Source organism: Sphingorhabdus sp. (assembly GCF_044357595.1).
Lineage (GTDB): Bacteria > Pseudomonadota > Alphaproteobacteria > Sphingomonadales > Sphingomonadaceae > Sphingorhabdus_B.
The window spans coordinates 1-18,080 of the sequence record NZ_JBIKPH010000034.1 but is presented as its reverse complement, the minus strand read 5'-3'; the positions used below and the strand labels follow the sequence as shown (position 1 = coordinate 18,080).

Annotated in this window: 11 protein-coding genes; 4 read left to right on the top strand and 7 right to left on the bottom strand. The window is 54.3% G+C overall.

Annotation, left to right across the window (positions count from 1 at the left end):
* On the top strand, nucleotides 1-1,187 hold a 1,187-nt coding region (pyk, locus tag ACIQ2T_RS05510), incomplete at its 5' end, for a pyruvate kinase (protein ID WP_397589945.1).
* A gap of 15 nt (nucleotides 1,188-1,202) precedes the next feature.
* Here the strand turns inward: pyk and queA are convergent.
* Both queA and ACIQ2T_RS05500 read right to left on the bottom strand, forming a co-directional pair.
* Nucleotides 1,203-2,231 (bottom strand): tRNA preQ1(34) S-adenosylmethionine ribosyltransferase-isomerase QueA, encoded by a 1,029-nt coding sequence (queA, locus tag ACIQ2T_RS05505; RefSeq protein WP_397589944.1) that lies wholly within the window; start codon nucleotides 2,229-2,231, stop codon nucleotides 1,203-1,205.
* 16 nt (nucleotides 2,232-2,247) lie between these two features.
* Nucleotides 2,248-2,907: a peptidylprolyl isomerase gene (locus ACIQ2T_RS05500; protein ID WP_397589943.1), complete on the bottom strand. Its 660-nt coding sequence runs from the start codon at nucleotides 2,905-2,907 to the stop codon at nucleotides 2,248-2,250.
* A gap of 342 nt (nucleotides 2,908-3,249) precedes the next feature.
* Between ACIQ2T_RS05500 and ACIQ2T_RS05495 the strand changes: the two genes are divergently transcribed.
* A complete protein-coding gene (locus ACIQ2T_RS05495) occupies nucleotides 3,250-6,066 on the top strand; it encodes a TonB-dependent receptor domain-containing protein (RefSeq protein ID WP_397589942.1) in 2,817 nt (938 codons plus the stop codon).
* Nucleotides 6,067-6,182: 116 nt separating this feature from the next.
* Here the strand turns inward: ACIQ2T_RS05495 and ACIQ2T_RS05490 are convergent, their stop codons facing one another.
* Nucleotides 6,183-7,943, bottom strand: a complete 1,761-nt coding sequence (locus tag ACIQ2T_RS05490; protein ID WP_397589941.1) for a 2OG-Fe(II) oxygenase family protein — start codon at nucleotides 7,941-7,943, stop codon at nucleotides 6,183-6,185.
* A 66-nt stretch (nucleotides 7,944-8,009) separates the two neighbouring features.
* Nucleotides 8,010-8,273 carry a hypothetical protein gene (locus ACIQ2T_RS05485; RefSeq protein WP_397589940.1) on the bottom strand — a complete coding sequence of 88 codons (264 nt, stop codon included), beginning with the start codon at nucleotides 8,271-8,273 and terminating at the stop codon, nucleotides 8,010-8,012.
* Nucleotides 8,274-8,806: 533 nt separating this feature from the next.
* Between ACIQ2T_RS05485 and ACIQ2T_RS05480 the strand changes: the two genes are divergently transcribed.
* Nucleotides 8,807-11,773: a TonB-dependent receptor domain-containing protein gene (locus ACIQ2T_RS05480; RefSeq protein WP_397589939.1), complete on the top strand. Its 2,967-nt coding sequence runs from the start codon at nucleotides 8,807-8,809 to the stop codon at nucleotides 11,771-11,773.
* Between the two features lie 98 nt (nucleotides 11,774-11,871).
* On the opposite strand, the gene ACIQ2T_RS05475 is transcribed toward ACIQ2T_RS05480, so the two are convergent.
* Nucleotides 11,872-13,542: a tetratricopeptide repeat protein gene (locus ACIQ2T_RS05475; protein ID WP_397589938.1), complete on the bottom strand. Its 1,671-nt coding sequence runs from the start codon at nucleotides 13,540-13,542 to the stop codon at nucleotides 11,872-11,874.
* Nucleotides 13,542-14,282, bottom strand: a complete 741-nt coding sequence (locus ACIQ2T_RS05470) for a 2OG-Fe(II) oxygenase (protein WP_397589937.1) — start codon at nucleotides 14,280-14,282, stop codon at nucleotides 13,542-13,544. Before ACIQ2T_RS05470 ends, ACIQ2T_RS05475 begins: the two co-directional genes overlap by 1 nt.
* A gap of 374 nt (nucleotides 14,283-14,656) precedes the next feature.
* Here ACIQ2T_RS05470 and ACIQ2T_RS05465 point away from each other — a divergent pair, with 374 nt between their 5' ends.
* Nucleotides 14,657-15,379 (top strand): 2OG-Fe(II) oxygenase, encoded by a 723-nt coding sequence (locus tag ACIQ2T_RS05465; RefSeq protein WP_397589936.1) that lies wholly within the window; start codon nucleotides 14,657-14,659, stop codon nucleotides 15,377-15,379.
* Nucleotides 15,380-15,393: 14 nt separating this feature from the next.
* Here the strand turns inward: ACIQ2T_RS05465 and clpB are convergent, their stop codons facing one another.
* On the bottom strand, nucleotides 15,394-17,994 hold the full coding sequence (gene clpB, locus ACIQ2T_RS05460; protein ID WP_397589935.1) for an ATP-dependent chaperone ClpB: 2,601 nt from the start codon (nucleotides 17,992-17,994) through the stop codon (nucleotides 15,394-15,396).
* Between the last annotated feature and the right edge of the window lie 86 nt (nucleotides 17,995-18,080).

Here is an 18,080-nt window from a genome sequence, read left to right as displayed (position 1 = left end):
AGGTTGAACTGCACACGGGCGACAGCTTCCGGCTGGATACGGACCCGACGCCGGGGGATGCGCAGCGTGTGCATTTGCCGCACCCCGAAATTTTCGCAGCGTTGGAAGTCAATGCACGGCTGTTGCTGGACGATGGCAAGCTTGTGTTGCGGGTGACCGAGATTGGCCCGGACCATATAGTAACGAAGGTCGAGGTTGGCGGGACGTTGTCGAACCGCAAGGGCCTGAATGTGCCGGACGTTGTGATCCCGATTGCGGCATTGACCGAAAAGGACCGCTCGGACCTTGCCTTTGCATTGGAGCAAGGGGTGGACTGGATCGCCATGTCCTTTGTCCAACGGCCAGAAGATGTCGCCGAAGGCAAGAAGCTGATTGGCAATAAGGCGGCTTTGCTGGCCAAGATCGAGAAGCCTGCCGCCATCGGGGGGTTGGAAGAAATCATTGAGTTGGCCGACGGCGTGATGGTAGCGCGCGGCGACCTTGGTGTGGAAATGCGCCCTGAACAAGTGCCGCCCTTGCAGAAGAAGATTGTGTCGACCGCACGGCGCATGGGCAAGCCGGTGGTCGTGGCAACGCAAATGCTGGAATCGATGATCGTCTCGCCATCCCCCACCCGCGCCGAGGTTTCGGACGTTGCGACGGCAATTTACGACGGCGCCGATGCCGTGATGCTGTCTGCGGAAACTGCGGCCGGGGCATGGCCGATTGAGGCGGTGTCGATCATGGACCGCATCGCGCAAGAGGTTGAAGGCGACCCTGATTTCTTCAAGCGCATCCATTTTACCGAAACGCCAGCAGATGGCACCACCGCCGATGCCTTGGCCGAGGCCAGCGGGCGGATTGTAGACATGGTTGAAACCAGCGCGATCGTCTGCTTCACCTCATCAGGCTCCACTGCGCGCCGGATATCGCGCGAACGTCCCTCTGTGCCGCTTCTGGTGCTGACGGCAAGTCAGTCGACCGCGCGGCGTCTTGGCTTATTGTGGGGTGCCTTTGCCGTGCGGACCAAGGACATTGGGTCGTTCGAAGAAATGGTCGCCAAGGGCAAGCGCATGGCGCTGCGCTATCATTTGGGTGTCGCAGGTGGCCGGATCATTATCATGGCAGGCGTGCCTTTCGGGACGCCGGGATCAACCAATATGTTGCATATCGTGCGCCTGACAGGTGACGAATTGAAGGACCATTAAAACTGGACGACTGGGCTAAGGCAGCAAAAGGCTGCTGTCGCCGTAGCTATAGAAGCGATATTCGTTGGCGATCGCATACGCATAAGCCGCTTGCATCGTCTCGCGGCCCATCAATGCGCTGACCAGCATGAAAAGCGTTGATTTAGGCAGATGGAAATTGGTCATCAGGCCGCCAATCGCCTTGAATCGGTAACCCGGTGTAATGAAAATGTCGGTGTCACCTTCGAACGGGTGCACGACGCCCTGTGCATCCGCTGCGCTCTCAACCAGACGGAGCGACGTTGTGCCAACCGCGATCAACCGCCCGCCAGTTGCGCGCACATTGTTCAACTGATTGGCGGTTTCGGCGTCAATGCTGCCCCATTCGCTATGCATCCGATGTTCAGTTGTATCGTCTGCCTTAACGGGCAGGAATGTGCCCGCACCCACATGCAGCGTTAGCGTCGTCGTTTCGATACCTGCCACTTGGACCGCGTGCATCAATTCCGGCGTGAAGTGCAAAGAGGCCGTAGGCGCGGCAACGGCGCCATCCTTTTGCGCGAACATCGTCTGATAATCTTCCGCATCGCGTGCGTCGGTCGGGCGCTTGCCCGCAATATAGGGCGGCAAGGGCATAGTCCCTGCACGTTGGAGTAAGGTTTCGACAGGTTCGTCGCCTTCGAAATGCAGCGTGAAGCTGCCGTCGTCATGGCGTTCTTCGGCCGTCGCGCTAACGCCATGACCAAACTCAACGCTGTCACCGGGGTGCAAGCGTTTGGCGTTGCGGATAAAGGCTTGCCAGCGGCGCAAGTCGATCCTTTTGTGCAGCGTTGCACCGATGGCCGCATCCCCGCGCCGTCCCTGAAGCTGCGCCGGAATAACCCGCGTATCGTTTAAGATGAGGCAATCGCCCTTGCGCAACATCGCTGGCAGGTTGCGCACCACTTGGTCGTTTAAGTCGCCCCCAGCGCCAACGCATAGCATTCGCGCCGAATCCCGGGGCGCAACAGGGCGCAGGGCAATCCGCTCGGGCGGAAGCTCGAAATCGAATAAATCAACACGCATGGAAAGCTATGCCCGATTAAGTACCGCTCAGCTGGTCTAGGGTAATCGCCGCCTCAGGCGCTACGGCAGCGACTGGCGCAGCAAAGGCCGGTGGCGCGACATTATCAGATGCTATGGATGCTTGAGTGACTGTGCTTGGGTTCACTGGCGGCTCACCGCGCTCAATTGCGTCCACAAACTGCATGCCCGATGTTACGCGGCCAAAGACGGTGTATTTTTTATCAAGGCTGAAGCGGGGCTGGAAGCAAATGAAGAACTGGCTGTTGGCTGTGTCGGGTTCATTCGTGCGCGCCATCGATACGGTGCCGCGCAAATGCGGGGTGTCGTTAAATTCTGCCTTAAGGTCGGGAAGCTCCGATCCGCCTTGACCGGTACCCTTGGGATCACCCGTTTGCGCCATGAAGCCATCGATCACGCGGTGAAAAATCACGCCGTTATAAAAGCCCTGCCGTGTCAATGTCTTGATGCGCTCGACATGCGCCGGGGCAACGGCGGGAAACATTTGGATAGTCACGCGGCCGCCGGTGGACAAATCTAGCACCAGCATGTTTTCCAGATCCGGCGCGGTTGGCGCTGATACAGGCGCGGCAGTTTGGGCCATAGCCGGAGACAGCGCCGCAGCAACGATGCCGAGCATGAGAATAGTCAGCTTTGAAAATATCGAACGAAGGGACATGAATTGCGTGCCTCAGAGAACTGGATAAACATCCTTTAACCAACGACGCTGTCGCTGTCATGAACCATTTTCATTGACATGCGCGTGCAGCAGAAAACGGCATCGAATGGGCTTCCTGCCTACTGTGGCATAAAGGTGACATTGTTGAAATATATTTGTAATTATGACCCATTTTGTTGCGCAGACCGCGCGGTTAGGCCAAGTTGGTGTCAACGGGGGGGGGTGTTGTAATTAGTGTCGGCTTTTCCGACGCGAGAAGCATTCCCTGGAAAGTCGAAGATTTTAACGGCCTTTGAATGGTGGAACACTGCCGGACTTTGGCTTCATTGCTTAGGACATATCGTGAAAAATACACGTATCAGCAAATTTAAATACGCCGCTGCGCCGCTTGCGCTTGGTATTGCGTTAATCTCAGTGCCTTCATTCGCTCAGGACAAGGGCGCCGAAGATATCGTCGTGACGGGTTCGCGCATCGCGCAGCCAAACCTAACCTCGTCATCTCCATTGTCCGTCACAACCGCTGAACAAATTTCTGAAACCGGACTTACGCGTTTGGAAGACGTTTTGAACACGCTTCCTCAGATTGAAGCGTCTCAGACCGCTTTTGTATCAAATGGTGCCACGGGCACAGCTACCCTTGACCTTCGTGGCTTGGGTTCAACGCGTACTCTGGTTTTGGTCAATGGCCGTCGTTTGCAGCCTGGTTCTACAAACTCTGTTGCCGCTGACATCAACCAGATCCCCGGCGCATTGGTTGAGCGGGTTGACGTCACAACCGGCGGTGCGTCATCGGTTTATGGAGCGGACGCTGTTGCCGGTGTTGTCAACTTCATCATGAAAAAGGATTTTAAGGGTATCCAGCTTGATGTTGGGTCGTCTTATTATATGCATCAAAACAGCGATAACTTCGTGACCGATCGTTCTAAAGCGCGTAACTTTAGCGTGCCTACCGATCTAGCCTTTGACGGTCGTTCGTTCAATGTAGATTTGGCGATGGGCTCTGACTTCAGCGAAGGTCGCGGAAACGTTGTTGCCTATGCTACATACCGTAAAATTAGCCCAGTCCAATGGAGCGCACGCGACCATTCGGCTTGCGCCCTGAACGGCGCGGGAACGGCTTGCGGGGGATCGTATAACTCACCAAATGCTAACTTTGACCTCTACCCTGTATTCGGTGGAGAAACCCAGTACGACTATAACGCATTCCTGACACCAAATGCCGCGGGGACTGGTTTTGTGGATGCGGGCGACAATCTATATAACTTTGGCCCGACAAACTATTTCCAGCGGCCTGATGAACGTTATACATTGGGCGCATTTTTAGATTATGAAGTCAGCGAAAGCTTCCATCCATATATGGAGGTGATGTTCATGAGCGACCGTTCGGTTGCCCAGATCGCTGAATCAGGTACATTTTTTGCCGAGCCATATAACATCTCGTGTGCTGCAGGAAATCCTGCGATAAAAGCTTCGCAGCTCGCCATTCTGTGTAATCCAGCAACATACGCTGCTCCAAGCCCGCTTACTGGTTTTGAAGTCTATATTGGTAAGCGCAATGTTGAGGGCGGTGGCCGTCAGGATATCATTCAGCATGATAGCTTTCGGATGCTTTCGGGCGCTAAAGGCGACTTGGGCGGCGGTTGGTCTTATGATGCCTCATTGCAATTTGGTCAGTCTTCACTGAGCAACTCATACAAAAATGACTTTCTTTTGCCCTCTGTTGCGGATGCGGTAAATGCCGGGACCTACCTTGTCTGGCAGAATGGCTTGGTAACCCCTGAATTTGCCAAGACTTTGGGCGCAACGGCAACGCGCACCGGCATTACGAAGGAATTCATTGCCAATGCTTATGTAACTGGAGATCTTGGATTTGCGATTGCAAATGACCCAGTGGCAGTGGTCTTTGGTGCAGAATATCGTAACGAAATTTACAGTGCCGTTTCCGACTATGTCTATGAAAAAGGCTTGTTGGCCGGTCAGGGCGGCCCAACGCCTTCGGTCTCAGGCAAATATAACGTTTCTGAACTTTTCAGCGAAGTTTCCGTTCCTTTGCTTCAGGACCGCAGCTTTGCAAATGATGTGCGCCTGGAACTTGGCTATCGTTACTCCATGTATAATGTGGACGGAGGGGCTTCTCCCAAGACCCATACCTATAAGGTTCAGCTGAATTGGGAAGTAAACGACCTTCTTCGCGTCCGTGGCGGCTATAACCGCGCTGCACGTGCCCCTAATGCGCCCGAACTGTTCAATCCACAGAGCATTGGGCTCTGGGGCGGCAAGGATCCATGTGCTGGTGCAAGCCCTGAATATACCCAGGCCCAGTGCGCCCTTACCGGTGTTTCTGCAGGGCAATATGGCCGTGTATCGGCCAGCCCTGCATCGCAATATAACGGCTTGTATGGCGGCAACCTCGACCTTAAACCCGAAAAGGCGGATACATGGACAGCCGGGTTCGTTCTTACTCCGGCCAGCAGCTTGAGTTTGTCGGTCGATTATTACAAAATTTCGATGTCTGATGTTATTGGCGTCTATCCTGCTGAACAGCAGCTTCGGGACTGTGCTACAGGTGCAAACCCAGCGGCATGCAATCGGATCAAGCGCTCGCCAGCAGGGAACCTTTGGTTGGGCCAGGCCGGTTTTGTTGGTTTGACCAATGATAACCTCGGTGATCGTGATTTCCAAGGTGTCGACGTTGCGGCAAGTGCGCGTATGCCTTTGGGTTCCGGCTCATTGAACTTCGGTTTAACCGGCAGCTATCTGTTGAAGAAGGAGTATCAGGACTACCCAACAGGTACACCATATGATTGCGCCGGGACCTTCAGTACGGTTTGCTTCGTATCCCCTGATTGGCGTAGCACAGCCCGTCTATCGTATCGCGCTGCTGAGGTCTTCTCAGTTACGGGCAAATGGCGTTTCATCAGTGCGGCCGATGGCTCTGCTGCCAATGGTGCCACCAAAATTAAGGCTCAAAGTTATTTTGATCTTTCGTTGAACGCTGATGTCAGCGACAATTTTGGCATTAGCATCGGTGCAAATAACCTATTGGATAAAAATCCACCATTGGTCGGCGGTGAATATTCCTCTAACGGCAATACCTATGCAGGTTTCTACGACACCTTGGGTCGCTATGTTTTTGCGGGTATTTCAATAAAATACTGACCCAACGTCAATTACATCCACAAAAAGGCGGCATCTACAGGTGCCGCCTTTTTTTTACCAAAATGCGTCTGTTCTCTCTCAATAATAAGAGATTGGCTTTCAAATCTCGGAAAATCTCACTCTACAGCCTGTATGTCGAACGCTACGGTGAGCCGATCACCTTCCGGAAAAGGTCTTGTGCCATGCCATAAAATGGATGGGAAAAGCACCAAGCGCCCGACTTTGGGTTCGATCAAAGTCAACGGTGCCAAATCTAGGTCGAGATCATTTGGCGGTCTTCCAAGTTCCAGCCAGCCATCTGCAGAATCTGCCGAAGTACCGAGTGTGTCGGGAAGCGCCACATAAAGCGCGGAGCTCATCCATCCCTTGCTGTGATAATGCGCCTCATGGTATCCTGAATTTTGAAGTCTGATGGACCAGCTACCGGTATAGCGCACCGTGTGCCGAGGGCCGGACAGGAACGGATGGGTCTGGTCCACTGGCGGTAAATCGGCCACAGCTTCCATCACTGCGTCATGTACCATCGATCGAAGCTTGACGATGTCGGGGTCAATCAAGGCGAAAAGATGCCCATCCGTCTGCGTTCCACCACGCGGGCTCTGGTCAAAAGGATGTTGCGCCATATATGCGTGCAGCTCTCTCAACTTTTGCGCAAGCTGGCCTTGCAGGAGTTGAAAATCAGGTATGTCGACATGGGTCACCAAGCGTCCCTGTGCGTTCAGCCAATCCAATCGCGGGTCCCCCGCAACGCGCCAAAGTGTCCAGACATACACCCAGCTATCCATATCGTTAAAGTGCATCGCATGACGCTCGGCAATCTCAAGCGCCTTATCATATTGGCGCTTGCGTATCAGATGTCTAACATAGCTGACATGCGGTAACAGTCCCTCATCAAGGCTCACGAATAGCGCATCTGCATTCTCAAAATCGCCTGCCGTGGAAGTTATTTCTGCCAAGGCACCGCGAAGCAATGGCGGAAGGTCCAAGAGGTTTGCACGCTTCAATGCAATTTCAATTGCTCTAGTACCGCCCTCCATTTTGGCCACATCTTCTAGACAGGACAGCCAAAGCAAATCATTCATTGGCAGGCGTGAGCACGCTTGCTGATATCCGGACAGCGCCTCTTCGACCTGTCCTGATTGCCAAGCAATTCGCGCGCGTAATTTCCAGCCGTCGAGCCAATCGGGGTGTTGGTAAAGCTGTGCGTCCAGAAAATGGATCGCGGCTTCAGTGCCTTCCCGATTCCATATAGCCGCTGCTAAACCTTGTGTTACCGAGAAATCTGAAGGATCATGCTCTTTGGCAGCCACATAAGAGGCGACGACATCTTTGCACCCTCCGTCAAGTTCCAGCCTCGCTTTCAGGTGCAAAGCCCCGTTCAGGTTGGGATTGAGCGTCAATACACACTCCGTTTCACGCAGCGCCGGAGCTGTTTGATCAATTTTCTGAAGGAATAAAGCGTATCGATGACGTAGCGCCGCACTCTCGGGGAACATGGCTGTCATTCTATCGAAAGCCGCGATTGCCGCGGTCTCGCCAAACTGTCTATGTATGAACCCGACACGTGCCATGCAGATGTCGGTGCGTTCGGGTGCTCTACTCCATGCTTCGTCAAAGCTTCTTTCCGCGTCGGCTAAACAACCTAATGCCTCTTGAAGCGCAGCATGATTGGCACAGAGATAGGGATCATACGGAGGCTGTTCGATGCGCCGTGCCAACAGAAATTTCGAATCCGCTTCTGCCTCTCGTTGTAAGCTACGAAGAGCGAGCGCCTGCAAATGATTGACCGCTACATGCGGTCCGACGGCCGCTTCTAGCTCCATCAACCGCTCAAGGGCTTCCTCACCGCGCCCAGAATCGAGCGCTTCCCTTGCCATGTTAAACAAATCATTGGGCGAGGCAGGGCTTGACAAAATCGGGTAATTCTCTTCGTGGAATTGGGATTAGCCGTCATTCCCTGATTGCGGAGCACCTTGATTGCCACGCTTCTCGCGCAGTAACTTGGCATTTTCACCTCGATCTTCTGCCCACTCTGCATCGGTTTTGCAGATTTTTGTTTTGTTTAAACGGGAGCCGGTATTAAGAAATGTCTTGCAAACCTTCTTCTCGGTATTGGCTTCGGCCTTATCACTTTGGGTTTCCCCAAACGCTGGGGCCGAAGCGCAGACAACAACCGTGATACCAATTGCAATTAAACGGTTTTTCATTCGAACTACCCTAATCTTGAATCTAATTTAGCATATAAGGACGGTTGAAAATTGTCCAGCCTGCTGTGTTAACAGCGCTAGCGTGTCTTCATGCAATTATGCGCTTCAAAGCCCCGTCACCCTCGTCAATCGCAGTGAGGATGCCGAACAAAAGCGCAGTGAGCTATGCATATATTGAACGAAGATACATTCGCAGCTTGCATCAAAAAATCGGTTGCTAACCCTTTAACCGATGACGTTCTCACTGAAATGAATGATTGTTCAGCGGTATGCCAATGCGTCTATAAATGCTCTCGGTGTCGCCTTAACCTAATGTGGCATAAAAGTTACACTAGTGAAATATATTTGTAATTTTGTTCCAAGTTATTGCGCAAAAAATAAACTTTTGGCAGGGGGCGCGGATTCTCGGATCGTTTGTTTGCGCTGGGCGCGCCAGTTGTGTCCGCTGCGTTCACGGAAAAGCTGGGGAGTGTAACAGCCAATGGGTTGGCGGGTATGCCGCTAATCCATGGGATTAATGAAGGAGCTTCAATGTGAAGAACAAACGTATCAGCAATCTGAAATATGCCGCAGCGCCGCTCGCGCTCGGTCTCGCATTAATTTCAACACCATCGTTCGCGCAAGATGATGCTCCCGCTGAAGAAGCGGCAGAAGCCATTGTTGTGACCGGTTCGCGTATTGAGCGCAAGGACCTGACTGGCACCAATCCGGTAGCAGTGGTTTCAGCCGAAGAATTTAAGCTTGCGGGCGCCATCAACGTTGAGCAGGTAATTAACACCCTGCCGCAGGTCTTGCCAGGCACTACGAGCTTCTCAAACAATCCAGGTAACGGAGCGGTTACCTTAAACTTGCGCGGAGTGGGTTCGACGCGCACACTCGTTCTCGTCAACGGTCGCCGCTGGATGTTTTATGATACCAACCAAATCGTTGACCTCAACACGATTCCGCAGTTTCTAATCTCCGGTGTTGACGTCGTTACTGGCGGGACATCTGCGGTTTATGGTTCCGATGCCGTTGCCGGCGTGGTGAACTTTCGTTTGCGTGACCTAGAGGGTATCGAAGCTGGCACCACCTATTCGATAACAGATAGGGGTGACGGAGAGCGTTATTCAGCCAACGTCGCAATTGGTTCGAGCCTAGCTGATGGTCGCGGCAATGTGACTATGTTCGCCAACTATACTCGCCGCAAGCCAATTTTCCAAGGTGCCCGTTCCTTCTCCGCGACAGCAGCTGGCGACGGCTGCATTGTTCCGGGCAGCACGAACGCCGTTACCGAAATTGGCACGCCTTATCCGTCGGGCATTACGGTTTCCACATGTGGCACCCGCGGTGGCCAAGTGGGCTTCGTGCCTCAGGGTTCTGCGACTGGTCCGATCGGAACTTTTGGCTCGGGCACCAGCACCTATATCTTTAATCCCACCGGCGGCGGTTCGCGCACGTTCACCGACCCAGGCGATCTCTACAACTTCGCCCCAGCCAATTATCTGCAGCTGCCACAAGAGCGCTATCTGCTCGGCGCCTACGGCAATTACGAGGTGGCCGATGGCCTTGAGGTCTACTCCGAACTAAGCTTCGTCAGCAACCGCGTTGCTTCAGAGCTCGCCCCAACACCAACCGGTGTGTCTGCACCGCTGTTGATTGCCAGCCCTTACTTTGACGCCGGCACGCGCGCTCTGTTGACAGCCAATGACGCCGCTGAAGCTCTGTCTGCGGGGACCCGCGGTGATGGCTATGCCCAGACTTCGGTTTCTTATCGCTTCCTGTCGGCAGGCTCACGCAACTCCGAACAGACCCGCCAAGCGTTCCGCGTGCTGGGTGGTTTCCGTGGTGACATTACCGAAAATCTGAAGTTCGACATGTTCTATTCATATGCACGGACGAGCAATACGCAGATCCAGCAGGGCAACGTGTCGAGTAGCCGTTACGTGAATGCGTTGACTGTCGAATTTGTGCCTGGAAGCACTACGGAGCTTCGGTGTAAGGATGCATCTGCACGGACTGCAGGATGCGTTCCAATCAACGTCTTCGGTAGTGGCCTCGCCAGCGCAGATGCGGTCAAGTATGTCCGCGTTCAGTCAACAAACCTTGAACAGTCTGAACTGACCAATGCTGTGGCATCGGTTTCGGGATCGCTGTTTAACCTCGGCATGGGTGCAAATGATGTCGCTTTCGCGTTCGGTGGTGAATATCGCAAAATGGCGTCACGCTACATTCCGGATGAGTTCCTGGCGTCAGGTGACGTTCTTGGCTTCAACGCCGGCAAGCCTACCAGCGGTTCTTATGATGTGAAGGAAATTTTCGGGGAATTGAACGTTCCTGTCCTTGAAGACCAGTTCATCCATCGTCTGGGCTTGAATGCTGCCGCCCGTTATTCGGACTATTCCCTGTCGGCGGTTGGCGGTAGCTGGACCTACTCGGGTGGTATTGACATTGCACCGATTGAGGATGTGTCTTTCCGTGCGCAATATTCGCGCGCTGTTCGCGCACCGAATGTGCAGGATCTTTTTGCGGGCAACTCCACTGGGTTCCCAGGCGCAACCGATCCTTGCTCTGACCGCGGTACCGCAGCCTCGCGCACAGATGCCTTGCGTGCCTTCTGTCTCGCCGCCGGTGTTCCAGCAGCGACAGTCTTTACCCGTGCGGTACAGCCTAATGCTCAGATTCAGGCCGACTTCGGTGGCAGCCCCACAGTTGAAGAAGAAACATCGGATACCTTCACCGCTGGCGTCGTGTTCCGCCCCAGCTTTGTGCCGCGCCTGAACGTCACTGTAGATTATTTCAACATCTCGGTTGATAACACCATCGGTGTTCTTGCTGGCGGCCTAAGCTCGGCTCTATCGCTGTGCTACAATACCATTCAGGACCTGAACAATCCAATCTGTTCGGTCTTCACTGGTAAGCGTAATGCTTCGAACGGCGCTCTCGGTCAGACCTCGGGTGGTAAGAACCCGCAGTTCCGGTCGGCGAACGTCGGCAACCTGGAAACCAGCGGCGTAGACGTACAGGTTGATTATTCGCTGCCAGTGATGAACGGGAAGCTCGGCTTCTTCTATCTCGGAACTTGGCTCGATACGTATCGGAGCACGCCGATATCTTCGATCCCAGAGCGTGAGAATATCGTTGAAGGCACCCATGGTCAGCCGAAGTACCGTCATAATGTCCGCGTAACCTACAGTAAAGGCCCAGCCCTGGTCTCGGTTCGCTGGCGCTATGAGGATGCCACTCAGGACAGCCGCATCAACAACATTTTCAATGGAACGCAGCGCATTGGAACAGACCCTGCCTTGCTGCCCAAGCCTTATGTTGGAGCGGTCAACTATATCGATCTGAGCGTTGGCGTTGACGTCAATCAGAACATCTCGATCAATGCGGGCGTTAACAACGCCTTCGACACGCAGCCACGTATCCTCGGATCGGCTGCAGAACAAGGCAACACGCTTCCTAGCTTCTACGATGTTTTGGGTCGTGATTTCTTTGTTTCAGCGCGCTTCAAATTCTAAGAAACGGCTGACATAAAAAAGGAGGCGGTTGACCGAGAGGTCAGCCGCCTTTTTTTTGTTAGTGCAGCAAAAGTTGCGCGTCCCCTAGAACCCAACGTCTAGCGCGCAACAGTGACGTCAAAGGCGACAGTCATTCTGTTTCCATGCGATATGGGTCGAGTTCCGTGAAACAGGGTGCTCGGAAACAAGATGCAGCTTCCAACTTTCGGTTGGAATGAGAAAAGGGCAGGAAGGCCAGTTTCAAGGTTGATCGGAGGAACGCCAAGATCCAGCCAGCCAGGCCCGCCGTGATGAGATACTTCGGCCGGCACTTCGAAATAGCAGGCAGACGAAATCAAACCCTTTGGATGGATATGGGGCGCATGTTTGCCGCGCCCGCATAGGCGAATTGACCAACTGCTTGTAACCCCCCAAGCGGCTTCGCGCATCGAGAGCAAGGGGTGTGCCTGGTCTTGCTTGGGAAGCCCCGCCCTATAGTCTTCAAGAATGTCTTTGAGAGCGCTCTTCAAGCGTGCCAACTCTGGTTCTCGCCGCGCAAACAGAGCGCCCTTTGTCTGGTTCCCAGATTTAACCGACTGGCCGACTGGCGGTGCAGACGTTTCGTGGATTTTTAATAGGCATTGCTGAACTTCAGCAAGTTCCTGCAGACCAAGCGGCAAGGCAATTTCTTGGACCAGTCCGGCTTGTCCGTGCAGCCAGTCATGGCGCGCATCGCCCTTGAGGCGCCAACATATATCAAGCAGCGACCAAGCTGAAACATCTGCCATCTTCGTCTTTGTAAGATCGAAAAGGCGCCGTTCGGCTTGATCTACCGCGCCAATGCGGATTAGGTTACGGCACCGCGCAATGCGCCATTCGGCCGGTAAGTGCTGGTCGAACTGCGAGAAGAGCCGCTCAGCTTCTGACGCCATACCAGCTTCGCCCAAAGCGATACATAAATGCAGCAAGATCGTAAGATTGCTAGGCCACTTTTGATGGGCCCGCCGCAAGACATCTGTCGCCTCAGGATGGCGGTCCACGCCGGAAAGCATATGTGCCCAGCCCAGAAATAATTCGGGGCTGGGGTGTGCCAAAAGCGCTTTCTCAAATCTGGAACCAAATTGCGTTTCATTACCCGATGACCAGAGCATTTCCGCATAAAGACTATGCCCATCTACCCAAGTTGGTACTTGCTCAACAAGCGCACTTGCACATTCCAATGCTTCACCGTGGCGCCCAGCGGCCGCTAGGGCTTGTGTGTAATCAAGAAAGAGTTTGGGATCACCCGGTGAGTGGGCAAGAGCCTCTTCATAGAAAACAACTGCTGTTTCATCACCACATTCCAAGGCCAGCCGAGCACGACCGGCAAGCGCGCGTGCGTTAAAAGGATCGATCGCCAAGGATCGATCATAGCTGCTGCTGGCCGAGGAAAAGTCATGTGAAAGCCGCTCCGCATTTCCGCGGAGAGCCCAATATCTAGCATTTGTGCTGCCTGTTAAACTGCCGTCTAATAGCCGAACAGCCTCTTTTGGGCGGCCAAGCCGAAGAAGGAGGATGACCTTATTGAATGCGGCCTCCTCCAAGCTTGCGTCAAGTTGCAGGGCCCAGGTAAAAAGGTCCAGCGCTTCCTCGTTTCGGCCAGCGTGCGCATAAAAATTGCCGACACTATTGGCAAAGCGTGCGTCATTGGGAAAGAGCTCCAGTCCCTTGCGGTAAAGTAACTCGGCGCCTTCATTGTCACCTTGGCTCACCAGAGCTGAGGCGTCCTGCGCAATAGCGGCCGAGTTCATCACCGGTCAGACAGCCAACCGGTAATAGCAAATCGACTGTTTGGAGCGAATGGTGGAACATAGCTGACCAGGTGATTTTGTGGCACAAGAAACAAATTCAGTGCGTTGAAGCGGGGACGAAAACCCTCGATCACATCTCCTTCATCATCCAAAAAGAGAAGGTAACCGCCCCAGTCGGGATGCCAGTTATCTGGTGCAAGGTTCAGTACATAAGCTATCCGCCAGCCTTGTGCGACATGGCTGTCCGTATGACGGCCCAAGTAATGGTTTGCAGCAAATAAAGTTGCCTGAGCATCTGCGCGGATCAGCTCGTTGATGCCCGTAACCTCGCGGGCGAGATTAAGAAATTCAGGTGCATTGAGATGCTCTAGGAGTATCTCATGGGGGCCATTGGGATCCCAACGTTCATTGAGGGCATCAACAATTGGATAATGCGCATAGCGAAATGCATAACGCCCTTCAGCAGAGAGGGTCTCGGCAGACGCAGCTGCACGATTGACGCGCTCTGCCCCTCCGGCTTTCATCATCTCATCAGATTTAAAACTTTGTGCTTCAGCGTCTCCATTTTCGCCGCCGAATATTGCCATGCTCCACCGTGTCTGCTGCTTCAAGATCGACAGAAGTTCCTGCGCTGTTTGAGATGTTAGAACGTTGCGGACCTGAACCCTGCCATTCTGCAAAAAGCGGCGTGCCAGCTCTGGCCGGTTAATATCTGGGTTGATTTCAAACAGGTTTTTCATCTTCGTCAGTCACATGATCATTAGAGGGGCGGACTTCATGAGCGCTTATAAGACTTTAGCATTGCAGGTAATGGCCGTCGAGTTAGTTATCATCATCTTGACGTCGATTGCATAGGCATTAGGCTTGTGACCTAGGTGCCAGCGTTGCCCACCCCATGGTTTCCCGAGATATAACCGCATGAGCGTGACCCGAGGTGAGCACATTACGAATTTGAACGCGGTTATTTGACGAGCAAGGCTTAAACTTTGCCCTGCTGTCCAAGTCGGGATTGATATCAAGTAAGCGAATTAGGTCGCCCATATCGGTCCTCGCTTGATCGGAACGCTGATGCCTATACAAGGTTAGCGAAGGTTGAGCAGGTTATGAGAGAATAATGGTGAAGTTCAAGGCGCGGGATGATGTATTGGTGCACGCACGGACATTTAAAGAATATGGCTATGTCCATATTCCTGACTTTATAGACGCGTCCGACGCGACATCTTTGTACGAGCAGCTTCGACAAAAGACCAATTGGCGTCAAGTGTTGACGACGACCAGTGGCTTTGTGGAGCTCGACCGCGCTACTCGGTCGGGCATGGCACCGGAAACTGCAAAAGCGCTTGATAATGCCGTTTATGCTCAGGCGCGCGCAGATTTTCAATATCGCTTTGAAACCGTCCGCGTGCCCGATAGCGCTGCGGAGCGCTTGGCAAGCACCGATAGGATATTCGATTTCGCCCGAATGATGTCGAGCGGAGATGTGCGTGATTTTTTGCGTGTGGTGACGGGTGCGGAGGACATCCAATACGCAGATGCGCAAGCAACAGCATATTCACCTGGTGACTTTCTTACCGGGCATGATGATGCGGTCACTGGCAAGTCACGAAGAGCAGCTTACGTGTTCGGGCTAACGCCGATGTGGCGGCTGGAATGGGGTGGATTATTGCTATTCCATGGCTCTGATGGTAATGTGGAACGTGGATTAGTGCCAGCATTCAACAGTTTAAACTTGTTTGCTGTTCCGCGGATGCACAGCGTCAGCGAAGTGACGCGGGCAGCGGCGTATCGCCGTTACTCCATAACGGGATGGTTGCGTGCAGAGACACAACCTTTGTAGCTTACCTAGCCTGGCTAGTTCTTGTGTGCCCACTGAGCATCAGACTGCAACTTCAATGCCCCATCACCTTCGTCAACCGCAACTGTGCTGCCATCCGGAATTTCACCGCGCAACAGCATGTCGGCCAGAGGGTCCTGAACATAACGCTGAATAGCCCGCTTAAGCGGGCGTGCGCCGTAGACCGGATCATATCCCACGCGGCCAAGCCATGCCTTCGCCTCTGCCGTCAGCGACAGCGTTATTTTTCGATCCTTCAGCAAATTCTGCACGTGCTGGACCTGAATATCGACAATCGGGGCCATGTGATCGGGGCCCAAGCGGTGGAACAATATGACCTCGTCCAAGCGGTTCAGGAATTCGGGCCGGAAATGACCGCGCACCATGTCCATCACTTGCGGCTCGACCTCCTTCACATCTTGCCCGTCTTCCAGCGCGGCGAGATGCTGGCTGCCCAGATTGGATGTCAGGATGATCAGCGTATTCGAGAAGTCGACGGTGCGGCCTTGGCCATCGGTTAAGCGGCCATCGTCCAACACCTGAAGCAGGATGTTGAACACGTCGGAATGCGCTTTCTCGACCTCGTCAAATAGGACCACTTGATAGGGCCGTCGACGCACAGCCTCGGTCAGCACGCCGCCTTCTTCATACCCGACATAGCCCGGAGGCGCGCCGACCAGCCGCGCGACGCTATGCTTTTCCATAAATTCGGACATATCGATGCGGACCATCGCATTGTCATCGTCGAACAGGAACGAGGCGAGCGCTTTTGTCAGCTCGGTCTTGCCGACGCCCGTTGGCCCAAGGAACAGGAATGAACCAAGTGGGCGATTGGGGTCCTGAAGCCCTGCGCGGGAACGACGGACGGCCTTCGACACTGCCGCGACCGCGTCCTTCTGGCCAATCACGCGCGCGCCGATAAGCTGTTCCATGTTGAGCAGCTTGTCGCGCTCGCCCTCAAGCATTTTGTCGACCGGAATGCCGGTCCAGCGGCTCACCACGCCTGCGATATCCTGTGCGGTCACTTCTTCGCGCAGCATCGCATTGCCTGCTGCGGCTTCGGCGACCTCCAGTTGCTTTTCCAAGCCGGGTATCGTGCCATATTGCAGCTCACCTGCCTTGGCGAGGTCGCCCGAACGCTGCGCTTGTTCCAACTCGATGCGCGCACCATCCAGACGTTCTTTGATCTTCGCTTCAGCGGAAATCTTGTCTTTCTCCGCCTGCCAACGCTGCGTCAGTTCAAGCGATTGCTGTTCCAGATTGGCAAGCTCGCTTTCCAGATTGGCCAAACGATCCTTCGACGCTGCGTCGCTTTCCTTGCCAAGTGCTTCGCGTTCGATCTTCAGTTGGATGATGCGCCGGTCGAGCGTTTCAATCTCTTCAGGTTTCGATTCTACTTCCATCCGCAAACGCGATGCCGCCTCATCCATCAGGTCGATGGCCTTATCGGGCAGAAATCGGTCTGAAATATAGCGATGCGATAAGGTCGCTGCGCTTACCAACGCGCCGTCGGTGATCCGCACGCCATGATGCAGTTCGTATTTTTCCTTCAACCCGCGCAAAATCGAGATCGTGTCCTCGACCGTCGGCTCGCCCACAAAAATGGGTTGAAACCGGCGCTGCAGTGCGGGGTCTTTCTCGACATGTTTTTGATATTCATCGAGCGTCGTTGCACCAATGCAATGCAGCTCGCCGCGCGACAAGGCCGGCTTGATGAGGTTGGCGGCATCCATCGCGCCTTCGCCTTTGCCAGCGCCGACAAGCGTATGCATTTCGTCGATGAACAATATGATGTCGCCCTCTGCCTGCTTGACCTCGTCGAGCACGCCCTTCAACCGCTCTTCAAATTCGCCACGATATTTTGCCCCTGCAATCAGCGCGCCCATATCGAGCGACAGCAATTTGCGGTGCTTCAAGCTATCAGGCACGTCACCATTGGCGATGCGCAAGGCCAGCCCCTCGGCAATTGCGGTTTTGCCAACGCCGGGCTCGCCGATCAGCACGGGATTATTCTTGGTACGGCGGGCAAGGATTTGGATGGTGCGGCGGATTTCTTCGTCACGGCCAATTACGGGATCAAGCTTACCCGCACGCGCAACTTCGGTCAGGTCGCGTGCAAATTTCTTGAGCGCGTCATAGCGGTCTTCGGCGCCAGCGGTGTCAGCAGAACGGCCACCCCGCAGGTCGTTGATCGCGGCGTTAAGGCCCTCGGCAGTGACGGCTGCTGCTGCCAACGCCTTGCCTGCGGTGGTGGTCTTGGCGAGCGCGAGTGCAAGCAACAAGCGTTCAACGGTGACATAGCTGTCGCCTGCCTTTTGCGCGACCTGTTCGGCGGCATCGAGCACGCGTACCGCGTCATTGTCGAGGCCGGGTGTTTGCTGCGCGCCGCCGCCCGATACCGTGGGTACCTTTGCCAGGGCCGCGTCGGTCTCGCGCAAGGCCGTTGCCGCATCCCCGCCAGCGGCCTTAATAAGGCCCGACGCCATGCCCTGTTCGTCCTCCAGCAGAGCTTTCAAGAGATGCTCAGGCCCAATTCGCTGATGGCTCATGCGAATGGCGACGGCCTGTGCGCTTTGTAGAAAACCCTTGGCGCGGTCCGTGAATTTTTCGAGGTTCATGCGCTATTTCCTAAAATGCCGATGGAGCCTTTGTCACGAAGGCTTCATGTCTACACAGAATGTAGTGCGGCATTTTCGCAACACAA